Origin of the sequence: Microcoleus sp. B4-C1, assembly GCF_036705285.1 — a bacterium.
Lineage (GTDB): Bacteria > Cyanobacteriota > Cyanobacteriia > Cyanobacteriales > Microcoleaceae > Microcoleus.
In genome coordinates this window covers 111,189-137,471 of the sequence record NZ_JAUBUC010000005.1, presented here as the reverse complement: position 1 = coordinate 137,471, position 26,283 = coordinate 111,189, and the positions used below count along the sequence as shown (strand labels likewise).

The following is a 26,283-nucleotide window of genomic DNA, read 5'->3' as shown; positions in this document are numbered from 1 at the left end:
CGAAAAATCTTCTCTTCATCCCTTGGGCTTGTCTTGGCAACTAGAATAACTGCTCCCCCTATTTATTGAGCCGATACGAAACTTTCACAGAAACACAACCCGAAACAAATTAGTAAATTGTTCCGGGTTGTGTTTTAGTTTCTGTTTGTAAAAGTGCTAAACTCGGATAATGCGGATACGATTTGGTGGCATCCGCTTCAAGTTGGCTCGAACTCCACGACTTTTGCCGTCGTACACCGCCAACATATAGTCAGCTTGTTTGCTCATAAAGATGTCCTGAGCCGGATACCGACCAACAAAGACAAGCGGGTATCCAAAACTGAGATTACTGCCAGTTTCGTAAACCGTGACATTGGGATACTGCAAAATGGTTAGGAAGAGGAGGGCAAGTTGGTCAAACCCGCGATAATTGCCGATTAGGATTTCAGCATTTAGTTTGGTGATATTGTGAATCCTCGTCCACATTTCATGGTTCATCTTCTGCAAATATTCGGTTCCAGTGAGGAATACTTTCATGGCTATAACTATAGGGTAGAGCTTAGACACACTACCCTACAGCGAAGCCTCACTAGCAAACTGAATTAAACAGGATTGTTATAAATGCCTGAGAACGTGAGCAATCCGATCGTATTTATCAGTTCGATCGTCGTAAATGCCAAAGCCTTTGCGAGAGTAATCAGTCCCTAGAGCCGAGATGACGCAGTAATGGCGGTAGTAGGGGAATAACTCTTCACCTAAAACAGGCTCGATATATTCCACTTCGTACAACATTATTGCCGTCAGTTTTCTTAATTGCTGCTGGCTCTGTTTTTCTAACAGTCCAAAAAGGTGAGTTGGCATTTTTCAACGGTAAGTAGGTTGCACCCCCTAAAGCGAAGCATCAAACCCCTGAATTTAACGCAGGGGTTTGTGTCTGATAATCATCCGAAAGAAAAACAGGGCTGCGATGGCGTACCGCCCTGCCAGTTAAGTCAATCAGGGTAGCGTCCATATTTGGCATAGAATTTTTCACGGTTTTGACGATGATTTTCTTCTCGAATTCTCCAATGGTTTTCAGCATTTTGAAGAGCTTCTTGTTCGGTATCACCGCAGCACCCATTTATCGCATCTGGTGGATAGTCAGGAAATTGTTCTAAATCCCCTTCTTCAATCCAGTAAGCAATAAACAAGTTCCGATCGTACAAAAGACCATCAGACGGGCGGGTTTCTCGAACTTTAATTTCGGGTCTATTTTGTTGAGTCATGACTGTTTTAGTTCTAAAAATCACTACCACATCGCGTAGCGCCCTTGCCAAAGTATGAATGCAGGTTCAGAGTAAAAACCTGCATCCATAGATGAATCTAGAAAACTGGATGTTGTCGCCATTTCAGTTCTTCAGGGAATTCATTAACATCTGTGTGGTCTTTGACTTTGACTTGGAAACTCGTCATCGCCACTCCATCAATGTACATCCGAGAATCGATCGGATTAGAACCCAGTTGCTTGACACTGACCGCAACACCAGCCATTTGACATTGCTGAACGATCGATCGCAACCAATCTAGATGACACGGACGGGCATCGTTGCGTTTTTGGGCTGATTCTCCGCCACAAATAACCCAATTTACCATCGGTTTTCCAATTCGATGATCGCCTCGAAACTCGCAGGTCTGGCAGCCGACACAGATACCGAGATATTTTCGCAAATCAACCCGGTCTAGCAAAGGTTCACAGCTAATGAACCGGATGTGGGCTGCTGTATCTCTTACATCAAGGATGCGATCGGCTACATCCTGATTCTCGACACTGGTTCCAATCCAGAGATTCTTAATCGGAAATTGCAGATTATCAAAGTATTCTCGAAGAAGTGGGAGTGGTCGCCATAGTCGTTTGGGGATTTTGTCTTCCTTCCAAAAATGTTTTGCTGCTTCGTAGAGACGATCGCTAGTGAGATTTTTGATGTAGTGCTTTATCGCTTTCGGTCGTTTGCTTAATATCTGAAATTGATGTTCGCTTGCGATCGACATTACTGCAAAAATTTGGTCAAGCTCATCCTGTTTAACATTGTGATGCCCCGGATCGCTCATTGAAGGGAAAACTAACTGTGGTTTTTTCCATCCAAAAGGCTTGAGCAATTGGGACGGCACAAAGACAATCGTACCATCCCATTCTTTAGCTTCTTGATATTGCACGAATTGTTGCAGTCTTGGTGATTGAGCCAGCATTTTTGCATAACAGTTGTCACAGCCTGGACTAATCCCCTCACAACCCACGATTGGATTCCAAGTGTAATCAGTCCATGAAATATTAGTTTTTCCCATTGTTTTTGTTCTCCCTGTTGTGGTTACTTTTAGGTGTCGATCAACTGACACTGGCTTTAAAAAAAAAGCTGGGGATTGTTCCCCAACTTTTTAGCTAAACTTCAGGATTACTTAGCGGACTTGATTTGTTTTGCGGACGTGGTGGTCACATTAATTGCTGGTGGTTGCAATTCAGCTTCGGGCAAAGCTGGAGATTGAGCAGCAGGCATTGAGGCAACGCATATTTGCTCATTCTCGACTAAGCGAATATCTTCGCAAAGTATCGTGCCTTGAACTTCAGCATCATGGACTTGACGTGCTGCTTTGAGAGCTGCTTCATCTAAAGCTCCATTTGGCGGACGAACCGACACTGAGACTGAGTAATAAGCTCCGTACTCCCGACTTTCCTGCTTAGTCAATTCAAAGCGGAAAATGTTGGTGAACAGAGCATCAGCAGCTTTCGATCGAGCATATTCCTCATAATTCCCTGGCATTCCTTCAGCAACCCAAGCATTGAATGCTTGCTGACTGAAGCTCTCAACCAAAGTTTTCAGTTTGTCTCGTGATTGCCGATGAATCAAGAAAGTTGACAGTTCAGAACAATTGGCATGAAAGTAATCTTTCATACCTCCCGATACTGGGAATCCCCAGATTTCTGTGAATTCTTCATTGACATAATTTGGCTCAAAAGTTAAAGTTTTGGAGCCGATCGCACACACCGCCATCTCAACGAATTTTCCACGGCTTAACTTTTTTTCTTGAACTTCGAGAATGTTTAAGCCTTTTGTGTCTCCGGTGACAAACACCCCGAAATCCCTGGAACAATTTGCTCTGTAACGGCTAGGGACACCGGGAATTCTGAATGCGTGTCCGTCTACGATAATTGGATTCTGCATGGTTTTTGGTTCAGTTTTAGGTTAAGTTTCAGGTTTTGTTTCTGTTCAGATTTCTGTTTTTGTTTCTAGTTTCTGAGGAGAAATAAGAAACTCAAAGCCCAACAGCGAAGCATTACTATCACTCTGGGTTTCCATAAGTTCAGCTTCGATCGTGATGAATAACGATGATTGTGAGTATCGACTTGTTTGCGGAAAAGAACTCAAAACCCAAAAGCGGAGCCAAACTTTTAACACTTTTGGGCTTTCATATATTTTAACCTGTGTAGTTGATTAATGCTTCAATAAATGAACATAAACCGCTAATTTTGGCACTTGAAACTTAGTCTGATTCAGAGCGATCGACCGCTGTTTCTTCAAGTTTTCTAAATGTGGAGAAGTGAGAAACGTTTCTAATTTTGCTTCTGCTTCTTCGAGTTGAGTTTGAAGTTGGTGAATGAGGGATTTAGAAGATTGGATGGATTCAGCATTAGATAGGCAGACTTTTTCATATTCTCGGGCAATGTCTTCATCTAGTCGCTGAATGGGAAGGATTTTGTCATCATACTGATTACGGAATTGGATTACAATTTTGGCATTGGCATCATTGTAAATAATCTGTTTCTGGGACTGTTGGGATTGAAGAACATCAAAGCCTTCAAGAATCGCATCAGGTTCGATCGCTTCAGCCTCAGCTTTGAGAGCTTCAATTTGATTGCGAATTTCAGCAATTCGTTTCAAATGTGGTGTGGGAATCTGGGGAATATCCATGTTAGAATTTTGTCGGTAAATACGGTGGATTCCGTGGACATAGAAACAGAATGTTCGTCTGTTTTTAATCTGTTTCTATGTCAACGGATTTTTTAACTGTTCTTGGCTACCAGTGACTACCAATCCAGTGCTGCTACGGCTGCTTGCTGGGGAGTGCCCTCAAAAGCATCTTCAAGTTGAGATAGTTGATGGTAAGTAGCAACTAATTCAGTAGCAGCTAACTCAGCAACATATTGAGCACCTTGTTCTTCACAGATAGGTTCCCTGTCGTACTCTTCCTCTGGAAAGAAGGAACCATCAAGCTCAGGTAAATGACGCTCAAAATGTTTAAAATCCCGATGGATAAACCATTCGGGCTGGAGTTCGATTGACTCAAGATGATTCTCAATCCATTTGAGGAAAGCAAACTTAACTTGCTCAGCCGTGAATGGTGTGCAATGTTGGCAATCAAGTGCTTGGAGCCGATCGACAATTTCATCCAGATTAATCAGTTTGCCGATCGCTTCTTCAAGAAGTCTGTCCGAAGCTTTCCAGGGAATCTGTGCATTGAACTCTACAGTTCTCGGATCTGGAATGTCGATGTGTGGTAAACTTGATGTGGAAGAAGTGGAAGATGGTAGAATCGACATAGTTGTTACTTCGATAAAGAATCAGTACCCCAAAGCGAAGCACCCCCCGCGACAATTTTGGGGTACTTTTTTGGGATTGTTTTTCTGTTTTTCACAATCTCGTTGTCAGAAACATCATTACTCCACAGCAGAGCAAAGCACGATGTTTCTGTTTCTCAAATGTTTCTAGATTGTTTCGAGAAATCCTGTTTATGTTTCTGTTCTTGGGATGCCATGAGCGTAGCCGAAGGGTTTCTGTTGTGGCTGTAGCAGCTAGAGAAAAGCTAAAGAAAAAGCTAGAAAAAAAGCTTAAAAAGTCAGCTTTTTTCTAGCTAAAAAGTAATCTGAAGATTACCATTTAATCCGGCTAATCTGCGCCTCAGACATAAATCGACCGTCATTAAACTCGTAAATCCAGCCAGTGGGAATTACGGGAGCTTCGTCGGGTACATAATACCTAGAAACGACGTAGCCATTGATATTGTATTCTGGGAGTGGGATTGGCCATTCGGCTTCAGTATTCCACTCAAGGGAGCGGTAATCTTGGATTTCAGTCTTTTCAATCAACATAAATAATTCTCGGTAAAGTAAACAACACTTCCTCATTGCGAAGCACCTTTACGAGAAACTTTGTCTTTCAAATTCCCAGTAACAATAATGCTACCGGGAACAATGTTGATTCTGAATTTCTGTTACTGGGATTGAACCTGAGATTGAGCCTGAGCCAAAGAGTTTAACAGGTAAAGTAAACTGCCAGCACCAACTGCTGTGTAAGTAGTTGGTGTCAGATCGGACGATCGTTTGATGAGGTAAATGTCATCAGAAATTCGTTCGCAAGTTTCGATGTCGCCACGTTCAATGGCAGCATCGGCTAGCTTTTTGATTCGACCGTAGATGTGTTGGGTGATTTTCTTTTTTGATTTCATGTCGCTAAAAAAGGTTTAGTTGTTGATAAGCGGGTTCAATGATTACGAACTCGGATTTAGCTGGGATGTACTGATAAATGAGAAGATTGCGATCGCGTGCCATCTTGAAAGTTGTGGCAGTTCCGCCCCCAACGCCGTGAGGATCACCGGAGAAAACTGCTAGGCAAATGTCCGATCGCTTGACCATCCACAAATTCCGTGCCTGCATGACACCGGGACTGTAATTCTTGTAAAGGCAGACTTGATCAGTTGCTTGCTCCAGCAATTTTTTGTAATGACTTTGCTCACGAGGTTTCCAAAGAAGATGTTGGTCAGCACAAGGAATCACGGCTGTCCATTTCAGCTTACGGTGAATCAAAATCTCGGCTGCAACTTGATCAGCACCGAGTGCCATACCACACAAAAATTTAGTCACACCCTGATTTACTGCCATTGCGATAAGTTTATCGATCGGAATGTTGTAATTGAACCAGCGATGACCCGTTATCATTGCTGTGTTGTATTCTTTTTGGTCAAATGCTTCCTCAAAATTGTACTGAGTATTACGATTCAGACTTCGATCGACACGCTGAAGTAACGCTGGAATATTGCTTGCTGCCATGAGTTGTTACCTGAAAAAGAATCAACAACTCATAGCGAAGCATTACTTTAGTTTTTCTAAAATTATCCAATTAATACACTTAACAACGACATCACCATGACAATCTAATGGCTTGCAGTAACAAATAAGTTTAATTTTTTCTCCATTGTTAACTCTATGGGCAATCGAGAATAATTCCTTGAAAGTTTGATTGGGATTATTGTAACCAATCACTATTCTCTTCCATAGCCATTTTCTGTAAAGTGCTATTACTTCTGCTCGATTCCCATCAACACCAATTTTGTAAGGATTAGATAAAGGACTTGATTCTAGTCCGAGAGATTTATTAGCTCTACCAATGTAGATTTTATTTTCACCAACAAAACCATGTTGTTTACCGTTCACTACTTCAATCATAGAAATATCAAATTGGATAAAAAAGCTAATAGAATTGCTGAAGTTATCAGCAGTTCTATTAGCAGTGGCTAGTACACTTGGCGGAAGGTGAGGTTTAGTCTGCCGTTGTTTTTCAGCAAGTTAGAAGTTCCTGGGAGTATCTTCTTTACTGCGTGAAAAGCTAGTCGGCTATCACCGTGTAGGATCAGTGCGTCGCCCGATCGAAGGATTAGATCCGTTGTTGGATCTTTCCTGTTGTTGCCACCGATCGAGAAGAGGCAGTCGTCACCAAGCGAGATCGAGATTATGCAGGGCTTGAGGTTTTGTTCTGTATTATCTTGATGCAGCCCTAGTCTACTCTTGCAATTGGCAGCGTAGAAGTTGATTAAGCAAGTTTCTGGCTGGTAGTGAGGCTCATCTACTAGAAGGGCTAGTTTTTGAGCAATCTCGGTCAGTTGAGGAGGCATTGCAGCAAAGGGCTGGCTATTTTCAGGATTGATTTTGGAGTAGCGGTAGCCTTTGCGATCGGAAAGCCAGCCTACTAATCCGCAGCTAGTTTGGCTGCAATTGTATCGAGCACCGTTGGGCATTGTAGGAGTAGTCATGCCACCATTTAATTGGGCTATGTTTCTGGCAATTGTAAGGAGTTCTTGCTGTTGGGCTAAGTTGAAGTAGTTAGGAAGGTGAAGCATTGTTAGTACAAGAATTAAGTCATTTCCTGAAAGTGAAGCCCTAACAGATAAGCTTCTGGCGCTGAATATCGGTGTTTAGGAAAAGAGTGGGCGGGTTTTAAAAAAAATCTCCAGCTAGGGCTAGAGATTTCTTCTATTTGCATTCCTTATCTTTGCGGATCACATATTCGCCTTCATTACCAAAAGCTCCGCCTCTGACGAGACAAAACTTTTTCAGCGACCAAGGATGACTGAAGGTGATGCTTCCGTGCTGACCGAAGCTGCCACCAATCCCAGCATTCGTTTCACTACTCCAACTAATCAACGTGGCTCGATCGGCTCCAGCTTTACCAGCTACTTTTGCATCAATTCCTCTAAATGTGGATTTAATGACAATACCTTCAGGCAATGGCACGGGCTTGCCACAAACTCCATCTAAACATACTGCGATTGCTGGCTTTTCACCAGCAAATATCGCAACCGATCGGACTTGTCCATAATTCACGATTGCATCATATCTCGACTGTTTCGATGTCTGATGCAATTGAAGCAAAGCTCCAGTGACTTTCGCATTGGCTATGATTCTCAAACTTACTGGGACTGTGTAAGTTGTGAGCAAACCGACAATGGACATGGATGTGATGAGTTCAGTCAATTTCATGGTCTTTCTCCTAATTATTTAATAACGACAAAAACTAACTCGCTTTCTTATCGCGAAGCGCCTCACAGATCCGACTCTGGCTCTGGACTTCGCATTTTGCGATAAGAAAACTCACATCCCCATCACGAAGACCTCACAGATAATCTCCTGTCTCTGGATTTTGCGTTGAGACAAATAATCTTTAAGTTCGAGCTTTCGATCGACTCACAGACAAATTCCTGGCACTCTAAAAAAAAAACTCCAAAGTCGCGGGACTTCGGAGTTTTCTTTACGAGAGAATGAAACTAGAACTAGAACTAGAAAGCTTGATATTCTTCAATTTCTTCAGAATAACGACTGCCGTTGGTAAGAGCTTTGGCAGATTGGGCTTTGGAAGCAGAAGATTTCTTCTTGGCATAGTAGTTCGATCGGAGATTCAACATTTCATTCTCCGCAAACTCCAACGACTTCGCTAATTCAACAACTTCAGGATATGTGAAAGAATGTATTTCATGAGCTTTCCATTCAAGCTCAAATATTTCATATCCACGAAACTCAAGAGATTTGTATTCGTCTTTGGTGACTGCTCGAAATTCTTCCCATGCTAGAATACGAAAGGCATCAATCAACAAAGAACGCTTTTTACCAGTTTTGGAAGGAAATACAATAGCCATGATAGAACCTCTTAAAGTGTAAAGAATTTGGACAAAAGCTAAGAAAACTAGCTCAACTCCCTATCGCGCAGCGCCTAACAGACAAACTACAGGAGGAATTCTAAGACTCTGGAATTGGGGAGAAACCTCAAAGCACAAACTTCGAGGTTTCTGTGGATGGAACTAGAATGACCTAGAAAGGCGCTTCATCATACTTTGGCAATGGCTTAGAATCATCAGAATCATCCTCAAACTCAACAGAATCAGAAGCTAAGGAAGTGACTGTTTCTGGTAAGGTGGATGAATCTGAAGTGGAATTGGAGGAGCGAGAGAAATTGCCTTTCTTTTCGTAGTAGATCGATCGTAGATTAAGCAATTCATTCTCAGCGAACTCTAAGGATTTGGCAAAAGTAACCAGTTCAGGATAAGTGTACTGGTGGATTTCATGAATTTTCCACTCAGCCTCGAAAACTTCATAGCCACCATATTCAAGGTTTTTGAGTGATTCTTTGTTGGTCGCTCGATACTCTTCCCATGCTAGAATACGAAGGGCATCAATCAACAAAGAACGCTTTTTGTCAGTTTTGGAAACAAAAGTAATAGCCATGACAGAAACCTCTAAAAGTAAAGAAATGGAACAAGAGTCAGAAAACTAACTCATTCCCTCATCGCGAAGCGACCCTAACGACAAACTTTATGTACCGAATCTATTGAAATGCTTTCCAGGGGTCGATCGTAGTTAACTCCCCTGGATTTTCGGGATTAACTTTACCAAATAGCGGATTCAAAGTTATCTGCATACCCTGTCTGGATGTCGCCTTCTTCGTCTTCCCAAGTAAACTCGAAAACCATGTAGGGGCCTGAAGTGAGTTTCATTTCTATTATCTTGCTGTAATCATCACCGTAAGTGGTGATGTAAAGTCCTTGAAACTCCAATCTGTCACCGTTGCGACAGAGAGGAATTTCACAGCAAAAGTAGGAATCACCTTCCCCATCATTGTGTATCCAAACTCTGTCCTCAAAACGGCAATGGCGACCAATTCGATCGTTGATACCAAAATCTCTGTAAGATGCACGGCGAGAATTAGAAATTGCTATTTTCTTTTTCATTGTAATTACGGGTAAATTTACTCGCAATCTCACCGCAAAGCGCCCCTAACAGATAACTTAGGCTTAATCTGGATTTTTGGAAGTTCACCGATGGAAAAAGAAATCTCTCCATCAGTGAAGGTAAGCTAATCGTTACTCAGAAATACTTCTGGAGGATAAGGTTGAGCAATGCCGTAATAGCATTCTCGGTAAAACAACAGCCCTTCGATGGTAAAACCCCTTTCTGTTGCTAGTTCTGTGAGTTGAGCAAGATCCATCGATCGAATTTGGCATTTACTCCACCGTGTGTAGAACTGTGTATAAACTTGGTCTAATTCTGTGTATTTCCGATTAATTTCATAGGTGTTCCAGGCAAGGATACGGAATGCGTCGCGTAGACGGAAAGTTTCTAGTTCAGTTTCCAAATCAGCTTGAATCAATTGTGGTTGTCTCTCTAGCTGAATATTGAATTGTCAAAGTTCTCTCTACTGTAGTTTGCAGCAGAGAGAACTTAATGGAAGTGTTACATTTTCTTGAGTTTTACAACGTCAGCAACAAACTCAGGAGTCAGTCCACGAATTTTGATTTCTAACGGGAAATCTTTAATCCGTTTTGACTTGCGAGCTTCACTTTCTTTGGCATAAGTGTAACCGCCTACTTGAGAAACAATTCCTTTGACTTTTTCAGCACCAGCCTTCGATCGAACGCCAATATACGTAATGAACGAATCAAACCCAGAACTGGCATCGGGCATCTCTTCCCAGTTAAATTGATTGTTCGTTGTGCCCACGATGGTGATTCGATCGCTCAACCGGACTACGACATAGCTACCATGAGATGAAGTTTCAACGATTTCACCTTCAATGCCCGCAAAATTGATTTTTTTCAAGATTCACATCCTAACAAAAGAAGACACCTCAACACTTTAAAGCGAAGCAAAAAACTCTTGTCTCTCGGCTGGAATCTGTGCTGGAATAAACGATTTATACCGAGATTGGTGTTGATTCCGGTGGGTATGACCAATGTGTTGAAAAACCGCTTTGATATCCTTGAGCCGAAGATTTTTCCAAGTGATTGAGCCGATCGCATACTTTTTCCACAATCCTTGCTGATGGAGATGCAGACACATATAATACCCATACTCAGGAATTACAAGAACTGGACATTTTATACCTGTTAGAAATGGTTCAAACTTTTTGATTGGCTTCCCTAACTTGTCTTGACTACCTTTGTTGATGAGCCAGAAATCCGCATCTGGATAATTATTCTTGATTATCCAGGTGAAACATGATTTGTTTTCTGTTTCTGTTTCTGGTGCTGTTTCTGCTGTTTCTGTTTCTGTTTCTGTTTCTGATTCTGTTGCGGGTGCTGTGAGAAGTTCTGGGAGAAGTTCTGTGAGAAGTTCTGGGAGAAGCATAGGACGATCGATCTAAACATCGTCCCCGCCAAACGAAGTATTCTTCACCCTCACCCTCACCCTTGCACCCGTACCTACACCTGTACATGACCATGACATGACCATGACAGGAGGAACAAAGTCAGAAACAGAAACCTAGAAACAGAAACCTAGAAACAAAGACTGCTTCTAGGTGTAAGAGAATTACCAAAAGATGGTGTAGAATTCGTGACCGTAAAAAGTTTCGATACGATCGTCCTCATCAAGAATTTTATATTTGAATCTTTGAATAACGTCGTTGCTTAAACTCAATTCAAGGACTTTCACCATTCCATAGCAGGTATCGTACAAACTACCGACTTCAATTCGATCGCCATTTTCACACAATGGAAGTTCACAGGAGAAGTACATTTCCCCTTCGCCGTCATCGTAAACGAAAACCCCATCATCCCATCTACAGTATCTGCCAATTCTTTCAACAATTCCAAAATAAGCAGGACGTAGACGCTCAACTTTAGCAATTACTTTCTTCATGACAATTCTTAAAAAGTCTACACTCTCAAAGCGAAGCAAAAGTGAAGAATTTCAAATACATTCTCTGTATCTGAAATTCTTACACTTTTAGAATTTAAAAGAAAGCACTCTGAAATTCCCAGGTCATGAGTTTTTCTTCATTGCCGTCTCCGTTGAGTACAATGAAGTGATAATGTTGAGCAATGCACTCATCGAGATACATTGCTCTAACTGTTACTAATCCAGCTACTGTCAGATAAAGGCTATTAACATCAATGCGATCGAAGTTCTCACACAAAGGCAATTCACAGCTAAAATAGAGTTGTTTCTTGCCATGCTGACAGATGTACACGCCGTCTCTCCAAAGAATATCTGGATGAGAACCGAGCCCAAATTCTTGCAAGCTTGGTCTGGAAATCGACGGAATGACCTTCTTTTCTGTTGTTGCTGTAGCTGTTGATGTAGCTGTAGTCATGGCGAAAACCCCACGATAAAGAAACCGCCTCCTCATTGCGAAGCCTTACCGATAATCTCCTGTTTCTCTTCTCTTTCGATTGCTTCTGTTTCTGCTTCTGTTATTAGTCGATCGTTTCTATCACTGGATATTGTGACCAATACCATTCCAGAAAGCGTTTAATAAACTGAGCTGTGGGTAAGTCGTAGTAGCTGACATACCAGAGAAACAAAGGCTCCTCTCTAAACTTTTCACAGAAAGAAAGGAGATGGCGGTTGACACTTCTGTCTTGGATTTGTTGCCAGATAATTTGGCGTTTTTCTTCAACAGAGTTACCATCAAAGTAAGTTGCTAAGTTAGTTAACTCTTTGCGTTGTTTCCATGCCCAGCTTGATAAACGGATATCGCTACCTTCATAGGCAACAGAATAATGACCTTTCAACAATTCTTTATCAACTTGCTTGCCATTACGATGCGCTACGCGCCCGCAAGCTACGAAATATGTCCCTTCTCGACGGTTAACATCATACGGGAAGAGTTTTATTGGGTTAATTCTGATTTCTGACATACTAAAAGTCCTAGGGGTGAGAGGTGACTCCCCATCGCGAAGCGACCCTCACCGACCAACCTCAATTGCCTCAAATTCTGATGATTTTGGTTTTCCTTTCAGTTCGATTGATATTGTCCCTGGTTCCGCGACTTCTCCCGTCCCAAAGAGCCAAACCGTAATCGCAAACCGAACACATTACTTTGTCCCGATCGCTGTAACTCCCTTGAACTCCTACAGTTTCAAATCCAGTAACGTTTCTAGGTTTCCCGTTTCCAGACCACAAGGCAAAGTAAACCCTTACATTTGGATAATTCTGAGAGCGTAGATATTCCTGAACCAGTTTGTCAACTCCTGACGCATCGCCTAAAATTATGGAAAAGTTCAGCTCCATTATGCGGTTGAGAGATTGCATTCCAGGGCTGATGTTCATTATCGATCGACTGCCCGAAACCATTACAATTTTAGTCATGAGACAAGTTAATTATCTAAAATCATTACTTCATAGCGAAGCTCAAATGATAGAATAAAAAGAAACTCACATGAGACTAAAAGGTGTTGCCTATTTCACGGTTAGAGGAGCTTGACCAGGAGCAATTCAAAGAGCGATTGGGCAAAAGACAACAGCTAAAACAATTACTGGCAGTGGGCATAATTATATTTTATGCAAGCGATTAGTTTATTTTCAGGAATTGGAGGATTTGAGTTAGCAGCACAATTAGTTTTTGGCGAGCGATATCAAACATTTCAATTTGTCGAAATTAATCCTTATGCTCAAAAAGTCCTGCAATCGCACTTCCCTAATATCCCCATCTGGTCAGATATCAACACGTATCATCCACCCAAACTCAGACAACTCGGCTTTCCTACGATCGTCATTGGCGGTTTTCCTTGCACAAATACATCAAACGCAGGAAAGAAAGAAGGATTGGCAGGCGCTGAATCAGGATTATGGTGGGAAATGTACAGAGTCATCGTTGAAGCCCAGCCAGATTTTGTCATTATTGAAAACCCAAAAGGAGTCATTCATAGAGGCTTGCGAACAATCTTGGGAGCCTTACGAATGGCTGGTTATCAGACAGAAGTTGAAGTTATCAGCGCGTCGGAGTGCGGTGCGCCTCACGAGAGACAAAGAGTTTTTATCGTTGCCTACCGTAACGACTTTGGCCTCCAGCAGCGGGAAGGGTGGACGCGCTGGACAGATCAACTTGGAAGTCAGATTGAAATCGCAAGGTCGTTTACCAATTACCCAGAAACTGAACCCAGAGCTGTGTCTTTGGATGATGGCAATTCCGATTACCTGGCTGGACTGCATTATGAAAACTGGTGGAGAATGAATCCGCCACCTGTTAGCCCAGGAGTAGAACCAAGGACTCCGGGGAGAGCACAGGCAATAACTCTGACGGGTTTATCAATCTGCATCCCACAAGCAACTGTGCCCTTGATGCGTCTCCAGTTTCTAGCTCACTTACTTAGCAACCAACCTATTCGGAGATGAAACTCATGGGTAAAAAGACAGGCAAGATGAAGCCAAAAGAAAGACTGTTTCTGGAGATATGGTGGAAAGATGAGCGATACGAATATCCCGGAAGGAATTACGATCGAAACGATAAAATCCCCTGTGACTAAAAAGTGGAAGATTTACCATCGGGAGTGCAGCCATCCTGATTATGCAAATGGGATGTATGCGATTGGCACTTCAGACACGGATGTTTTGTTGATTCAAGACACCGAAATGGTAGTGATTAGCAATACTTACATTCTTGCTGCGTATGTTGCCGATTACTTAAATGATATCGATCATAGCGAAAGATACTTGGCTCAATCGGAAGTCGATCGACTGTATGCAGAAGCACAGACAGTTTTCTCGGTTCATGTCAATACTGTTGACATCCACTAATTATAAGGATAAAACCCGTTCAAATTCTTTGAGGACATATCTCAAAAACTTGTGATTCCGATCGAAAAGCTTTAAGAACCTATCAGGCAGACAAGTAAATCCTTGCCGAGTCAGCTCCTCAACCAGAAAGAACACAGCATATCCAAAGTAAAACAGCTTAGGAGCTATATCACCTTCTGGCGTAAATCCTTCAGTGGATATGAACGAGTTGCCTTTAGTATCGACATACTGAACTACATAGAGAACTCCGCCACCATTTAGGTCTAAGGGTTCTCTATTATTTTCTTTCAAGTTTCCGTTGGGTCGATCGAATCTAAAGTCATAATACATTTCCCTAGTTAGATTCTTGATGTGTTCTAACTGTTGGGCTAGTCTTAGGTTTTCTGCCTTTATCTGCAAATTATCTATTAACAGTTGTGAGTTGTCGATTGATAATCCCGAATTAGCGACTGATAAACGTGCATATTCTCTCAATAAATCTGTGTATTCTGACATACTAATTTCGTAATTTATTTGCTATATTATACCAAATAATAAGTAACAACTGCTCAGAATAAACTGCTTCGCTAGGGGGTTTTGATGTCTATCTTTGTGAAAGTCTTATGGTTGCCGTACAAAATCCAACAGAAACTCAAACAAAACCTGTAGTAAACATTCATTGTGATGGTGCTTGTTCAGGAAACCCCGGATTCGGTGGCTGGGCTGCAATTCTCACAGTTCCAGGTAAGCCACATAAAAGAGCGATTAGTGGTAAAGCTGACACAACTACTACTAACAATCGCATGGAACTCACAGCAGCAATCGAAGGGTTGAAAGCTCTCAAAAAGCCTTGCAAAGTTACGCTATTCTCGGATTCTACTTATGTCGTTCACACTATGACCAAAAGTTGGAAGCGTAACGCCAACCAGGATTTGTGGGAAGAACTCGACAAGTTAGCAGAAGTTCACGACATTACCTGGCTGTGGTTGTCGCGGAATTCGACTCCTGAGTTGAGTGAGTGCGATCGACTTGCCAAAGAACAAATTCTCGTTTCTTGAGAACTGTAAATTAGTCTCAATTTGGGCATTGTTAATACTTACAATGCCCTGTTTGGGTATGTTAAAATGAGCTAAAATTTAGGACAAGAACATGAGTCAATTTAATTATTTACGAACACAGCTTGCTAACAACGTATGGGCAGGAAAACCAATTTTGACAGTAGCCGATGCTGTAAATCAAGGAGTAACGAGCGGAAAAGATTGGTATTTTAGTCTGCCCCATATCCAATTTATTATGGCAAATCCAGTGATGGCAGGTGTCAGGGATTTATTAGTAGCATCTCAAACGGTAGGAAATACCGTGATTGATTGCAGTTTAGTATTTTTAGAAACAGTTAATGGAGTTAACCGTGCCTACAACAGCAAAGCATTCACAAACTTAGCAGGCAAAGGTCAGCAAGAATTAGCAAGTCTCCGTCCCAGTACCAGAGAAAGAATAATTTATGAAGCATCGGTGATGGCGTACAACGAAGCTTTGAATTTACCGAATTTATCAGTAACGATCGACTCGATCGATTCTGACATTCGAGCAATTTCTTCTGGCGGACAGACAGCCGAAGCTCAAATAGATACATGGAAAGCTCAAGCAATTAGTAGAGTTGAGCAACTTAAGGCTGAGATTTTAGCAACGATCGAATCTATGACCGGGAATCCACGCCGAAACGCTCGTGCACGTATCCGACGGGCAGAAGCAGCACGGATTGCTATGACAACAGCCACAATCCCCAACATCATTGCTCATAATCCATACTCAATTAGCTCAACGTACAATCACTCCATCAGTTCCATTTACCGTCATCCACCCGTGGTGAACACTGCATTGGTGCCGATCGCAGTAGGAGGAGCAGCTACGATCGCGGGTGCAGTGGGTGTACTCACAAGCATTGCCAGTTGGCTGCTAGGAAGCTTTTTCTTGAAATCGTTCAATATTCCCGCAGTTTTGTTGCCAGCGCTAACAAATACAGTGGTGTCGATCGTCCTGAAATTATCTGGTAGTTCTGGCGGTGCTGAAGCAGTTCGTTATTTGGCAGCTTCAGCTCTCAAGGCTGGAGCAAGTTTATTACCTAGGCTCTTTGGAACTACAGGAATGCAAGCAAGTGGATGGGCTTATTTGATGAGTTGGGCAGCGCCTATAATTGGGGCAGCCGTCGTTATTGCCACCGCCATGAGAAATCGAACCGATCTTGCTGAATTCCTCTATGTTTTTGCTGATGTTGGCAATGCAACCCCAAGAAAATTCAACTTATCGGTTGCTCATCTGTACGACACCAATCAAGTTGAAATTCTTGAACAGTTGAAAACTTTAGCAAGAAATTTAAAAGCTAGTGCTGTTCTTCCGATCGAAGATGTCATCGGAGTTGGATTAAACACCAAGAAAGAATATGTTATTGGCTATGATTTGAACAACCCCGACAATCCAGTTCTTATCCCCAAAGATGATATTCCTACCAGGTTAGGTACTGATAAAGTTGCTAGAATAGTATCAGGAAAATTCTACTTTGGCGACTAATATGCCTACTGATTACGAATTAACTTATTCTTGGGTTGATGAGAGCTTAGGACAAATTGCTACTACTGCTGTTTGGTCAGTTTGGGATTGTGTTACCAAACAATGGTCTAACACTCCAAAAGTTACTCTCCGAAATACTCTCCTTTCTGGCTGGCATCAAGACGCTGGCAAAGAACGATTTTGTATTGGAGAAATCCCAGAAGATACCAAAAATGCTGCCCTTCTTAACCCCTTTATTGCTAACAAGAACGATCGATATTTCCTTGACTTGGCTAGTGGCTCTCGGAACCACGGTAGATTTACTTTTAATCTGGCTCCCGTTGGCTCTAACTACTATGGCAACAAATCTACCGAACAATGGAAGCGCATCATTTACGGCAGCATCATGCACACCGGATGCAAACATTTAGTCGGTCGCGAATTCAATTTAGTCATCGTAGATGATACCAACAAAAACGAGCAAGGACAACCCGAAGATGACCCGACAAATGGTAGACACTGGAATAGCGGAGACAGCCACGCCAAAGGGTCTAAAGAGTTTCTTCGCATACTAGGAACTGGCGATATTCACTTACCAAATGATGAAGGGATTCCGCTTCAGTTTAGGATAGCGTCATTTAAGAAATGGGTAGCCAAAGGGACGATCGCATACAATCCAGAATTAGATGGCTCTGGCTATGATTTGGTCATACCCTGGAGTTCACTCAAAGGTAACAAACCCGCACTCGGAAACTACCGAGAAAAACTGCTTTGTGGGCTGGTATTTGAAGCAGAAAAACGCACAGCCAAAGCAGGGTGGATGCTATTCCAATGGTTTAAATTTGAAACTCTGGAGCAAGATAGAATAATATCTCGACTCCAAGAAAAATGTCAAAAATTAGCAAATGCAACTAACTCGATTCAAGCTTTAGCTAAAGAGTTGAGAATCCATCAATATGAAGCAGAACAAGAACGAGAACAAGGGGATAGTATCCAGTCAGAAGCTGAATATGTCAACACAGCAATGGAAATCATTAAATATGACATAAAAGGCAGGTTATTGCTGCATCCATATATAACTGGCAAGGTAGCAGAAAGACTTCAAGCAGTTTGGTTGAATTTAGCAAAAGCAGCCGGAGTGCGTTTCTGGTCGTTGATGTCCCAACCAGACGATGCACATTTCAAACAATACGAAAGTACGGACGAGAACAACGTAACGACTTTTACCGAAAAAGTCTTTTGTGCGCCGTCAATGATTCCTGGCAGATATATTGTATTTTGCAATCCCATGCGTCACTGGGGCGACTGCCAAATTTGGATCAACCGTCATGAAGGTATGTATGCCAAAGCCAAAAATGCTGGTTTGATGGCTGCTTCCACCAAATTGATGCTGAGTTTGGGCAGAGACTTTGATGGAGACTTCGTTCAGCTAATTTTGTGGAGCGAGTATGTCAATCTGACAAAAGCGATCGAAAATTTCGACACACCCCCCTCCGTTGACAAGCTTCCTAAAATGGCGCTGACCGGAAATCTCCAAACAGTCGCCATTAACTCTATGAACGACAAGACTGGCATTGTCGCCTCACTCCTCGGTCGCGCCAGAGCAGCGGGTGCTGAAGGAATTGTCCTGAATATTCCGCCCGGAGGAGAGCAAACCGAGCCAAAAGAGATGGCAATCATCAATTTCCTGAGTCAGGAACTCCAAATCGCCGTGGACTCCCTCAAATCGGCATATCCAAATAATGACAAGGGTTTGCAAGCTGTTACCGAATATCTCAATAGTTTGGGAGATGCAGGTAAAATTCCGTGGCTCAAAGACTTTAAGGACAAACAGGTTTATCTGACCCGACCTTGTGAAGTTGCACCAGATGCGATCGATACCATCTCCCGACTCGTTAAAGTCGTCAACTCCTATTGGCGACCAGCTCAGCTAGAAACTAACATCGACATCAACTCGTTTCATAATGCGCTGTTTGTGGGGGTTGAGGTAGCCAAAGAACAGATGGATTTTGCGTTTGAACAGCGCAAGGGATATGGCTCAGAGATGAATGCTGCCATCAAATGGAAGGAACAAAATGATGGCGACACTACCAAAATCCGTGAAGTTTCCGCCAAATATCAAGCCCTGAAAAACTCAGCTCTTGAACAATTTGCGGATGCTAACGGTGAAGCCTACACCGATAAATCTTGGGCTGCTGCTTACTGGCGCGCTGTCCACACCAGTGCTAGCGAACTTAGCACAGGGTCGCTGGTCTTCAACTTATTCCGGGAAGAAATTGTGACTGAATTGCAAGAAAACCCAGATACTTTGCCCTACTTCAATGTGTTCAACGTCCACAAACAAGAACCCAATGTCTGGAGCCGGGGTGAATGGACTGGACAGAGTGTTCTCATTCGAGTTGTTCAACGTCTGAAACCAGCTACTGGTCAGCAAGTTGCACGGATGGAATTGGCGATCGATATGAGATATCCCGAAAGTACCAGAAATATCGGTTACTTTCCCCTGGGATGGGTTGGTGAAAAATATCGAAGTAAGGTGGCGATCGGTGAAACTCGTGAGATGCGGATTTACACCGATGGCAAATACATGGATGAAGCGGGTAGAACGATTACCAAAACAGTTCGGTTATTTAATCAATCTATGAGCCAAGAGCAGATTGATTTTTTAAATGGGAAAATGCCAGCAGGTCTTTATAGCCCTGAAGATTTTGGTTTACCACCTAATTAATGATGAGTGGTATTTACGACAAGTGGTAAATACTACCAATTTCATGCCCATTTCATGCGTAAAAATGAGTAATAATTTGTCTGATTTATTGTGCTTTTAAAATAATTAAGGCATAATCAAATCAAGCATTTATCTCAATCCCAATTTTGAATTATGACTTCAGTTGTTGAAAATGTCCCATTTGGAGAAGTTATCTCCAGTGTCGTAGCTTCTCTCGAAAGCGGAAAGGATATCAAAATCGAAGGGTTTGGCACTTTCTCTTTGATTGAAAAACCAGAACGGGAAGGACGAAACCCCAGAACAGGTCAACTAACCACTTACAAGCCTACTCGCCGACCGAAAATCAAGTTTGACAAGAAGTTCCTTGAAAGGGTTTATTCGGGTGCAAGACCTTCTGAAACTTCGACTGAAACTTCGACTGAAACAACTTCAGTAACACCTCCTGTAGCAACCCCTGTACTGACTCCAGCTCCCACAGCAGCTCCCACAGCAGCTCCGGTAGCACCTCCCGCAGCAACTATCACAGCAGCTCCGGTAGCTCCTGTTTTGCCTCCTCCAATTCCAGCGGAATTGCTTACTCCTTCGGCACCACCAATTATCTGGCAAATCAAAGCCCCAGACGGTAGCTTTATCGAAGTTCCCAGCAATGAACTGTCTAATTGGGGAGTTGGTGCAAATACTCCAATTTACTCCGTTGCTACTGGCTGGAAATTAGCAGGTCAAGTCCCTGAACTTTTAGGGATTGTCAAATAAGAATAGTTCTCGCTCAACTGAATCGGCGACGAACGAACTCTACAAAAAAACCTGAGTCACTCCCAACCAGACTCAGGTTTTTTTCATGTTTCTTGTTCCTAAAACTTCCTAAGAATTTGTAAGAATTTCTAAGGAATTTAAACAAAAGCAGAAAAAACAGGATGTCTCAAAGCTCCAGTAGCAGTAATCCCAAGATGGATGACCTCGACTATTCTGCCCATATAATTAGGTTGGTTCGCCCAGATAGTTGATCGCTCAGCATCACTAAATCCAGTCCCGACTCTGGCATTGACAATTCGCCCGTTGATGTTACCGCCAACTAATAGATTGCCGAGTGATGCAGAATATTTCCCTGAGCCTTTGGTGAACCCAGCGACCTGCAATTGGGCTTTCACAAAATTCTTGACTTTCAAAAGTGCGATCGATCGACCCTGAAAATATACCGAGTTCGGGTTCCGCAGCATTATCCCCTCAGCCGATTGTCCCGAACTCTTGACAAAATCTGCTTCTGCTTGAATCACCAGAGGGTTATTCTGAATCAACTTCTGTGGAACGTAGCTAACTTTCCCCATTGCCGGCAAGATTTGCTGAATCTGATTGTATTCATCGGCTGCCCGGATGTTCGGATATTGAGTGAAGCCGATCGCAAAGATACGGAATTCAACTCTAAGTTTATTGGTAGCCTGCGTTGCTTTTGTTGTCCGAATAATCCCAGAAATTCTATCGAAAGGTTCTCCGGGAATGTACAACTCACCATCCAAAAATAACAAATTGTTGGCTACCCGGATGCTTTCACAGATTTGCTCAATTTCACCTAATCCTGAATATCGAGTTAATCCCGATCGACTCCTCAATCCACTGGTCAGATTCTCGTACAAACAGCGCACTCCATCCAGTTTGGGGCTACTGAGCCATTCAGCAACACCATAGTTTTTGGTGGGACTGTAAGTATTTGCTAATTGCAATAACATCCTTGTTGCTCCTCATTAAACAAATCGACCTAAAGCGGGACTTCGGAGATTGCCAGTAGCTGTTACTCCCATTTGACACTCCTGCCTAAAGGCGAGGGGATTCTTGCATCAGCCAGTCGATTTGCTCGTTGATGTCGCCACCATTGAGTAGAGATCGGTCTGTCCGCAAGCGTGAATTCCGGCGTGCCCCGCCGTATTTAAATCAATTTTTGCCGGTTTCAACCCTTTGATTAATATGTTTTTTGCGGCGTTGTGATCACGATCAAGTATCGTTCCACAATCACAAATATGGGTTCGGGTTGATAGGTTTTTTTTGACTAGATTGCCACAGTTTGAACACTCTTGTGATGTGTATTGAGGGGCTACAGCACTTATTGTTTTGCCGTAGACTTTCCCGAAATACTCCAACCACTGAGCAAATTGTGACCAAGCTGCATCACTAATTGATTTAGCGAGCTTGTGGTTTTTCACCATATTCCGCACCTGAAGGTCTTCGTAGGCTACAAAATCGTTAGATTTTACCACGCACAACGCTGTCTTTATAGCGAAGTCTTTACGCTGCCTAGTTACTTTCAGATGTTTTCTTCCTAATTTATTGATCGCTTTCTTCCGATTGCCAGAGCCTTTCTTTTTTCTAGAAACCCTTTTCTGCAATCTTTTTAAAGCTTTTTCGCTCTTTCTGAGATACCGAGGATTTGCAACCGTGTCCCCATCACTATCGGTGTAGAAATGGTTGAGTCCCACATCTATTCCAATAGCTTTGCCAGTGAGAACAAGCTCCTCTTTTCGCTCTACGTTTATACAGAATTGGGCGTAGTATCCGTCGGCACGACGTACTACTCTAATTCGCTTAATCTCATCGGGTGCATAGAAATGCAAATCCCGACTGCCGACTAACTTGAACTTTCCGGCAGCAAAACCGTCGGTGAATGTTAGACATCTTTTGTCGGCAGAAAGCGCCCAACCCGAAGTCTTGTACTCGACGGATCGAGTATGTTTTTTGAACTGCGGGTATCCCTTTTTCCCTGGCTTCTTTGCCTTGCAATTAGCAAAGAAACGTTGGATAGCAAAAATGGCACGTTCCGCTGAAGCTTGACGTGCCATTGAGTTAAGCTTGCCTGCCCACTCAAACTCTTTCGCCATAACAGCGCACTGTTTGTACAGATCAACAAGCTTAATTCCTTGATTGTCTATCCAATGTCTAAGAGTTTTATTTCGGACAAATTGAGCTGTTCGGATCATTTCGTCGATGATCCGATATTGCTCCGCTTTGCCTTTCAACTTAAACTCTAAAACTATCATTCAATTATTTTACCACGTCTATGAATAACATCCTTCTTAATGTGTTTATTTAACAAACATTTACAATTAACAAGATAATTAAAGCCGTCCTATAAGGACGGGGCTTTAGACCCAGCTTTTTGGTAAATGCAGCGAACTCCGTTAAGCTTTGGGCTGCTTAACCAAAATCCAACCATGTATTCTTTAGCTGGATTGTAAGTATTGGGAGTTTCGGCTACAAAAGTCATGGTTTTTATTAGTTAATTGCCATCATGAAATTGCTGACACATCGGATTTGTTCGCTAACAATCTTGTCAAACATCAACGCTAAGTCTCGGTTGTTTGGTTGATATCTCATTAATCCCCATTGTCCCGTTGCAGCAATTGTTAAGTCAGGCTTGAAAATCATTGCTGTGGAATGAAACCAAGTGTTAAACACTGTGTTTGGCATATTTCCACAAATTATCATTCCTGAAATGTTTGGATAATTTATGATTACATCCACATTCACTCGAACCAACTTTCCACAAGTTTGATAAGTTACCGCGCCTGTAACATTCCACGATAAAGGCAAAGAAATTGGAGTTGACCATACCATTGTTCCTGCTGCACCAGTATCTCCTTTCGGTCCCGTAAGTCCGATCGACCCAACAGCACCAACAGCACCAACAGCACCTTGAACTCCTTGAGGGCCAGTTGCGCCAGTCGCGCCTGTGTCTCCTTTGGGACCAGCAACACCCTGAGAACCAGTGGCTCCGGTCGCACCAGTTAGACCAACTTCACCTTTAGCTCCGACATCACCTTTCGGGCCAGTTAACCCGGTCTGACCTTGCACTCCGACATCACCTTTTGCACCGATATCACCTTTCGGGCCGGGAATCCCTTGCGCTCCAGTTGCACCAGTTGCGCCGATTGCTCCTGTGTCACCTTTGGAACCCGTCAGTCCAGTTGCACCAGTGGCTCCTGTGTCTCCTTTAAGTCCAGGTGGCCCTTGAATGCCAGCGGAACCGGGTGCGCCTTGCATTCCAGTCGGGCCAGTTAATCCGGTCTGACCTTGCGCGCCGGTGTCTCCTTTGGCTCCGGGATTTCCTTGAGGCCCCGGATCTCCTTGTTTTGCTCCTAAAGTCCAGGCGAGAGACGGCGGTTGAGAGTTGACGTTCGGGGCGTTGGCAATGTAGCTGCTGCCGTTGTGGGCTACTGAATCGAACATCGCGTAGTTCGTGGTCGCGTTCCAATTTCCGCGCCAAATCAAACCGGGTCGCCCTTGTTCGCCTCGAATTCCTTGAACACCTTGAGCTCCTGTTGCACCTACCGCACCAGTAGCGCCAACGGGTCCAATTTCACCGACTGCACCGGGAATTCCTTGCTCACCACGATCGCCTTTAGCACCAGTCAAACCTTGAAGACCTTGAGAGCCAGTAGCGCCAACTAAACCTTGCTCACCGCGATCGCCTTTTTCGCCTTGAGAGCCTGCCGATCCAACCAAACCCGGTTCACCGCGATCGCCTTTCGGGCCCGCAGTCCCTGGAATTCCTTGAACACCTTCTGGCCCTGGACTTCCTGGAGCGCCTGGTAAACCTCTCTCACCGGGAACGCCTTGAATGCCTGGATTTCCTTGAGGGCCGGTAAGTCCGATCGGGCCCGATGCGCCTTGAATACCTTGACTACCTTGAGCCCCAGGCTCCCCTTTTTCACCCGGCAAGCCTGCTGCGCCAACTGCACCCGGAATTCCTTGAAGTCCTTGAGGCCCGGTGTCGCCTCTATCACCTTTGTCACCTTTAGTACCGGGGATACCGGGGATTCCTGCTTCACCACGATCGCCTTTGTCACCTCTGGAGCCAGTAGCACCAGCGGTACCAGGCAACCCATCAACACCGGGAACGCCTTGAATACCTTGCATCCCTTGAGCACCCGGCATCCCTGGATTTCCTTGAACTCCAGCCGGGCCAGTCGCGCCGTCCATACCGTTGACACCGGGAATGCCTTGGTCGCCACGATCGCCTTTATCACCTTTCGGGCCGGGTTCACCAGGAGGGCCAGCGGGGCCGGGTTCACCAGGAGGGCCAACAATGGCAGGTTCTGGGGGAATGAGAGTAACATCGCGAGTCGCGGTGGCAAGAATGCTGATGCCGAGCATGATGTCCGCTCGGAGAGTTCCATTTTGTGTGATGGGTGTTTCAAAGGGAACCCAGGGAGATTCTTTGATAATTGCGCCATTCAAAGTGAATCGAACAAAACCGTTAGTTGGAATGTGTTGAACATCAGCAACTACGACTGTTTGTCCGCCGGAAAGTTTAGGAGTTTGGAGTGAAATTGTAGGAGCATTGACCTTGACTTCAAAATTGATTCGATCGGTCGATCGAACTACGGGAGGCGTTGTACCAGTAATATCCTCGACTTCAATGACATGAACACCTGCGGTATTAATTGGAATTGACATTCCAAATTGATAGATAGGTGTAGCAGTAGTGCCAACATTAGTAGCGGTGGTATCAACTCCGACAACTGTGCCATTTAATTTAAAACGAACATCGGTATTGGTGTTAGTGTCAGCGACTGCCAGAACTGGGAGAGAATAGGGCAATCCTCCGACTTGAATGCTGGGTTGAGTGGGAGATGTGATTCTAATTGCCATTAGCTAAACCGCCTAAAATTTGATAGACAAACAATCCCTTTCTTGGCATGGTCATACCAAGAAAGAGATTATTGAACCAAGACTAAAACTAGCTTTAAGAGAGAAGAGTTTGAGTTTCGCGCATCTGGTGAAGAATCAGGTTTGAATCAAAAGAGTCTGAGCAATAATAACCTCAAGTTCCATTGACTCTCCGACAATCATCAGACTTGTGTAAGCGTCGGGAGTGGGACTAGCATCATCAGAAACCCGGATAACTTTGGGATTCTGTAGCTGGCTGAAAACTTGGTAAAGTTCAGTCAGATATTCGATCGCTTCGATCGGCATTAAAATGCCAAAAACTGCTTCTGCCGGAACAGTTCCCTCCATCGTCAGCCCTTGATTTTGGGTGACAGTCGCTAACTCAGTCAGCGCATTTCTAATCAAAGGCTGGAAGAGTTCATCAAGGGTTTGATAAGAAATTGCTCGATTTACCGGAGGTTTGTAAGTAGGGGCTTCGGGATTCAGTGCCTTGATTGCAGCTCTCCGCATTGAAGCATCTCTGGAGAGGATAGCTACGTCATCAAATGGCAACTTCGCCCTTCTAATCGCCAACAATGAATCGCCTTCGGATTGAGGCCAGAAATTGTAATCGGCGATCGTTTGGCGCAGTAGTTTTGTGGCTAGTCCTGCTGTTAACACCATGTCAGTTACTAACTAATAAATTATTTTTTAGCTTATATCCCTTCTCTGTTTTTGAGTTCATACACTAAAAGGTTGACTTTTATCCCCACTTGTTATAGAGATAAAAGCCAAAACTGTTAATCGGATTCTGACCAATTAACTAGAATAATAGAAACAGAATCTTTGGGAAAATTATTAACTTTGAAGTTGTCTTGTAGAGTTGTAACTACTTGTTCGGCTTTTTCCTTAGACTCAAAGAAATAAGCTTCTTCAAAATCAGTAATCCATTCAGGATTTTCATAGTTAGCCAAGAACAAAATGCTACCATGCTCGGTGACAGCACCAATGGAATAATAGGCGTAACAGACGACAAATCGTTGACTTGGTAGATTAGACATAAAAAAACCAGTAGCGAACTGGTAAACCGCTGCTG

36 protein-coding genes are annotated in these 26,283 nt (G+C 43.3%); 6 read left to right on the top strand and 30 right to left on the bottom strand.

Annotated features, from left to right (window positions below; all coding sequences use genetic code 11):
* Positions 1-156 precede the first annotated feature (156 nt).
* The 23 genes from QUB26_RS03660 to QUB26_RS03550 form a co-directional block, all read right to left on the bottom strand.
* A complete protein-coding gene (locus QUB26_RS03660; RefSeq protein ID WP_333316785.1) occupies positions 157-516 on the bottom strand; it encodes a hypothetical protein in 360 nt (119 codons plus the stop codon).
* A 78-nt stretch (positions 517-594) separates the two neighbouring features.
* Positions 595-840 (bottom strand): hypothetical protein, encoded by a 246-nt coding sequence (locus QUB26_RS03655; protein ID WP_333316783.1) that lies wholly within the window; start codon positions 838-840, stop codon positions 595-597.
* Between the two features lie 131 nt (positions 841-971).
* Positions 972-1,244 (bottom strand): hypothetical protein, encoded by a 273-nt coding sequence (locus QUB26_RS03650; RefSeq protein ID WP_333316781.1) that lies wholly within the window; start codon positions 1,242-1,244, stop codon positions 972-974.
* A gap of 97 nt (positions 1,245-1,341) precedes the next feature.
* Positions 1,342-2,301 carry a DUF5131 family protein gene (locus QUB26_RS03645; RefSeq protein WP_333316779.1) on the bottom strand — a complete coding sequence of 320 codons (960 nt, stop codon included), beginning with the start codon at positions 2,299-2,301 and terminating at the stop codon, positions 1,342-1,344.
* A gap of 107 nt (positions 2,302-2,408) precedes the next feature.
* Complete coding sequence (locus tag QUB26_RS03640) at positions 2,409-3,176, bottom strand: hypothetical protein (RefSeq protein WP_333316777.1); 768 nt, start codon at positions 3,174-3,176, stop codon at positions 2,409-2,411.
* A gap of 270 nt (positions 3,177-3,446) precedes the next feature.
* Entirely contained in the window at positions 3,447-3,923 is a 477-nt protein-coding gene (locus QUB26_RS03635; RefSeq protein WP_333316775.1) for a hypothetical protein, read from the bottom strand.
* A gap of 116 nt (positions 3,924-4,039) precedes the next feature.
* Positions 4,040-4,552 carry a hypothetical protein gene (locus tag QUB26_RS03630; protein ID WP_333316772.1) on the bottom strand — a complete coding sequence of 171 codons (513 nt, stop codon included), beginning with the start codon at positions 4,550-4,552 and terminating at the stop codon, positions 4,040-4,042.
* A gap of 330 nt (positions 4,553-4,882) precedes the next feature.
* The gene (locus QUB26_RS03625; protein WP_333176272.1) at positions 4,883-5,101 is read right to left on the bottom strand and encodes a hypothetical protein; all 219 of its coding nucleotides are present in this window, start codon (positions 5,099-5,101) and stop codon (positions 4,883-4,885) included.
* Positions 5,102-5,223: 122 nt separating this feature from the next.
* On the bottom strand, positions 5,224-5,457 hold the full coding sequence (locus QUB26_RS03620; protein ID WP_333316769.1) for a hypothetical protein: 234 nt from the start codon (positions 5,455-5,457) through the stop codon (positions 5,224-5,226).
* A gap of 4 nt (positions 5,458-5,461) precedes the next feature.
* Positions 5,462-6,058 (bottom strand): SLOG family protein, encoded by a 597-nt coding sequence (locus QUB26_RS03615; protein WP_333316767.1) that lies wholly within the window; start codon positions 6,056-6,058, stop codon positions 5,462-5,464.
* Positions 6,059-6,100: 42 nt separating this feature from the next.
* On the bottom strand, positions 6,101-6,454 hold the full coding sequence (locus QUB26_RS03610; RefSeq protein ID WP_333316765.1) for a DUF4326 domain-containing protein: 354 nt from the start codon (positions 6,452-6,454) through the stop codon (positions 6,101-6,103).
* Between the two features lie 68 nt (positions 6,455-6,522).
* Positions 6,523-7,125 carry an alpha-ketoglutarate-dependent dioxygenase AlkB gene (locus tag QUB26_RS03605; RefSeq protein ID WP_333316763.1) on the bottom strand — a complete coding sequence of 201 codons (603 nt, stop codon included), beginning with the start codon at positions 7,123-7,125 and terminating at the stop codon, positions 6,523-6,525.
* Positions 7,126-7,258: 133 nt separating this feature from the next.
* The gene (locus tag QUB26_RS03600; protein WP_333316761.1) at positions 7,259-7,765 is read right to left on the bottom strand and encodes a hypothetical protein; all 507 of its coding nucleotides are present in this window, start codon (positions 7,763-7,765) and stop codon (positions 7,259-7,261) included.
* Positions 7,766-8,061: 296 nt separating this feature from the next.
* Positions 8,062-8,418, bottom strand: a complete 357-nt coding sequence (locus QUB26_RS03595; protein ID WP_333316759.1) for a hypothetical protein — start codon at positions 8,416-8,418, stop codon at positions 8,062-8,064.
* Between the two features lie 172 nt (positions 8,419-8,590).
* Entirely contained in the window at positions 8,591-9,004 is a 414-nt protein-coding gene (locus QUB26_RS03590) for a hypothetical protein (protein ID WP_333316757.1), read from the bottom strand.
* A 161-nt stretch (positions 9,005-9,165) separates the two neighbouring features.
* Positions 9,166-9,507: a hypothetical protein gene (locus tag QUB26_RS03585; RefSeq protein WP_333316755.1), complete on the bottom strand. Its 342-nt coding sequence runs from the start codon at positions 9,505-9,507 to the stop codon at positions 9,166-9,168.
* 125 nt (positions 9,508-9,632) lie between these two features.
* Entirely contained in the window at positions 9,633-9,926 is a 294-nt protein-coding gene (locus tag QUB26_RS03580; protein WP_333316753.1) for a hypothetical protein, read from the bottom strand.
* A gap of 83 nt (positions 9,927-10,009) precedes the next feature.
* Complete coding sequence (locus QUB26_RS03575) at positions 10,010-10,375, bottom strand: hypothetical protein (RefSeq protein WP_333316751.1); 366 nt, start codon at positions 10,373-10,375, stop codon at positions 10,010-10,012.
* Between the two features lie 36 nt (positions 10,376-10,411).
* On the bottom strand, positions 10,412-10,903 hold the full coding sequence (locus tag QUB26_RS03570) for a hypothetical protein (RefSeq protein WP_333316749.1): 492 nt from the start codon (positions 10,901-10,903) through the stop codon (positions 10,412-10,414).
* A 183-nt stretch (positions 10,904-11,086) separates the two neighbouring features.
* The gene (locus QUB26_RS03565; protein WP_333316747.1) at positions 11,087-11,416 is read right to left on the bottom strand and encodes a hypothetical protein; all 330 of its coding nucleotides are present in this window, start codon (positions 11,414-11,416) and stop codon (positions 11,087-11,089) included.
* Positions 11,417-11,510: 94 nt separating this feature from the next.
* Positions 11,511-11,870 (bottom strand): hypothetical protein, encoded by a 360-nt coding sequence (locus tag QUB26_RS03560; RefSeq protein WP_333316744.1) that lies wholly within the window; start codon positions 11,868-11,870, stop codon positions 11,511-11,513.
* Between the two features lie 103 nt (positions 11,871-11,973).
* Positions 11,974-12,417 (bottom strand): hypothetical protein, encoded by a 444-nt coding sequence (locus tag QUB26_RS03555; protein WP_333316742.1) that lies wholly within the window; start codon positions 12,415-12,417, stop codon positions 11,974-11,976.
* Between the two features lie 70 nt (positions 12,418-12,487).
* Positions 12,488-12,868, bottom strand: a complete 381-nt coding sequence (locus QUB26_RS03550) for a hypothetical protein (RefSeq protein WP_333316740.1) — start codon at positions 12,866-12,868, stop codon at positions 12,488-12,490.
* Positions 12,869-13,060: 192 nt separating this feature from the next.
* Between QUB26_RS03550 and QUB26_RS03545 the strand changes: the two genes are divergently transcribed.
* Together QUB26_RS03545 and QUB26_RS03540 are read left to right on the top strand one after the other, a co-directional pair.
* A complete protein-coding gene (locus QUB26_RS03545; protein WP_333316738.1) occupies positions 13,061-13,894 on the top strand; it encodes a DNA cytosine methyltransferase in 834 nt (277 codons plus the stop codon).
* Between the two features lie 69 nt (positions 13,895-13,963).
* Positions 13,964-14,296, top strand: a complete 333-nt coding sequence (locus tag QUB26_RS03540; RefSeq protein ID WP_333316736.1) for a hypothetical protein — start codon at positions 13,964-13,966, stop codon at positions 14,294-14,296.
* Here QUB26_RS03540 and QUB26_RS03535 read toward each other — a convergent pair whose 3' ends face one another.
* On the bottom strand, positions 14,297-14,791 hold the full coding sequence (locus tag QUB26_RS03535; protein ID WP_333316734.1) for a hypothetical protein: 495 nt from the start codon (positions 14,789-14,791) through the stop codon (positions 14,297-14,299).
* Positions 14,792-14,898: 107 nt separating this feature from the next.
* Here QUB26_RS03535 and QUB26_RS03530 point away from each other — a divergent pair, with 107 nt between their 5' ends.
* The 4 genes from QUB26_RS03530 to QUB26_RS03515 all read left to right on the top strand — a co-directional run bounded on the left by QUB26_RS03530 (position 14,899) and on the right by QUB26_RS03515 (position 20,303).
* Positions 14,899-15,333, top strand: a complete 435-nt coding sequence (locus QUB26_RS03530) for an RNase H family protein (RefSeq protein ID WP_333316731.1) — start codon at positions 14,899-14,901, stop codon at positions 15,331-15,333.
* A gap of 91 nt (positions 15,334-15,424) precedes the next feature.
* Positions 15,425-16,843, top strand: a complete 1,419-nt coding sequence (locus tag QUB26_RS03525; protein ID WP_333316729.1) for a hypothetical protein — start codon at positions 15,425-15,427, stop codon at positions 16,841-16,843.
* A gap of 1 nt (position 16,844) precedes the next feature.
* Positions 16,845-19,550, top strand: coding sequence for a hypothetical protein (locus QUB26_RS03520; protein WP_333316727.1), 2,706 nt, complete (start codon positions 16,845-16,847; stop codon positions 19,548-19,550).
* Between the two features lie 153 nt (positions 19,551-19,703).
* Positions 19,704-20,303, top strand: coding sequence for an HU family DNA-binding protein (locus QUB26_RS03515; protein ID WP_333316725.1), 600 nt, complete (start codon positions 19,704-19,706; stop codon positions 20,301-20,303).
* Between the two features lie 137 nt (positions 20,304-20,440).
* Here QUB26_RS03515 and QUB26_RS03510 read toward each other — a convergent pair whose 3' ends face one another.
* From QUB26_RS03510 to QUB26_RS03485, 6 genes are all read right to left on the bottom strand, one after another.
* Complete coding sequence (locus tag QUB26_RS03510; RefSeq protein ID WP_333316723.1) at positions 20,441-21,274, bottom strand: ATP-dependent DNA ligase; 834 nt, start codon at positions 21,272-21,274, stop codon at positions 20,441-20,443.
* Positions 21,275-21,382: 108 nt separating this feature from the next.
* Positions 21,383-22,576 (bottom strand): transposase, encoded by a 1,194-nt coding sequence (locus tag QUB26_RS03505; RefSeq protein ID WP_333316721.1) that lies wholly within the window; start codon positions 22,574-22,576, stop codon positions 21,383-21,385.
* An 89-nt stretch (positions 22,577-22,665) separates the two neighbouring features.
* Positions 22,666-22,803, bottom strand: coding sequence for a hypothetical protein (locus tag QUB26_RS03500; protein ID WP_333316719.1), 138 nt, complete (start codon positions 22,801-22,803; stop codon positions 22,666-22,668).
* Between the two features lie 8 nt (positions 22,804-22,811).
* On the bottom strand, positions 22,812-25,190 hold the full coding sequence (locus QUB26_RS03495; protein ID WP_333316717.1) for a hypothetical protein: 2,379 nt from the start codon (positions 25,188-25,190) through the stop codon (positions 22,812-22,814).
* A 135-nt stretch (positions 25,191-25,325) separates the two neighbouring features.
* On the bottom strand, positions 25,326-25,871 hold the full coding sequence (locus QUB26_RS03490) for a hypothetical protein (protein ID WP_333316715.1): 546 nt from the start codon (positions 25,869-25,871) through the stop codon (positions 25,326-25,328).
* A gap of 116 nt (positions 25,872-25,987) precedes the next feature.
* The gene (locus QUB26_RS03485) at positions 25,988-26,248 is read right to left on the bottom strand and encodes a hypothetical protein (RefSeq protein WP_333316713.1); all 261 of its coding nucleotides are present in this window, start codon (positions 26,246-26,248) and stop codon (positions 25,988-25,990) included.
* Between the last annotated feature and the right edge of the window lie 35 nt (positions 26,249-26,283).